Annotated in this window: 1 protein-coding gene; it reads left to right on the top strand. The window is 76.4% G+C overall.

The genetic code is table 11. The annotated features are described in order from the left end of the window. The coding region (locus G3I65_RS29445) for a glycosyltransferase family 1 protein (RefSeq protein WP_160698985.1) at positions 1 to 615 on the top strand (615 nt) is incomplete at both ends.

Below are 615 nucleotides of genomic sequence, written 5' to 3'. Positions count from 1 at the left end.
GCCGCGCGCGCCGGCCGGGAAGACGCTGAGCGTGACCGTGCACGACACCGTGCCGTGGACCCACCCGGAGACGCTGACCTCGCGCGGTGTCAGCTGGCACCGGTCGATGATCGCGCGGGCCGCCAAGCGGGCGTCCGGGCTGGTCGTGCCGACGCGCGCGGTCGCCGACGAGCTGGCGGTGCTGATCGACCTCGACGTCCCGGTGCGCGTGGTCCCGCACGGCGTGCGGGTGCCCACCGGGGACGCGGACCTGGAGCTGCCCGCCCAGTACGTGCTGGCGGTCGGCACGATCGAGCCGCGCAAGGGCATCGACGTGCTGATCGACGCGGTCGCGGCGCTGGAGGGCACGATGCTCGTGCTGGCCGGCCAGCCGGGCTGGGGCGGCATCGACCCGGTCGCGCTGGCTCTTGAACGCGGCCTTCCCGCGGATCGGCTGCGGGTGCTGGGGAAGGTGTCGGACGCCGAGCTGGCGACCGCGCTGCGGCACGCGAGCGTGCTGGCGGTGCCGAGCCTCGCCGAGGGCTTCGGGCTCGGCCTGCTGGAGGCGATGGCGGCCGGCGTCCCGGTGGTGCACACCGACGTCCCGGCCCTGGTCGAGGTGGCGGGCGGCGCGGG

Origin of the sequence: Amycolatopsis sp. SID8362, assembly GCF_010550475.1 — a bacterium.
In the GTDB taxonomy this organism is placed as follows: domain Bacteria; phylum Actinomycetota; class Actinomycetes; order Mycobacteriales; family Pseudonocardiaceae; genus Amycolatopsis; species Amycolatopsis eburnea.
This window is presented reverse-complemented; position numbering and strand designations above follow the sequence as displayed.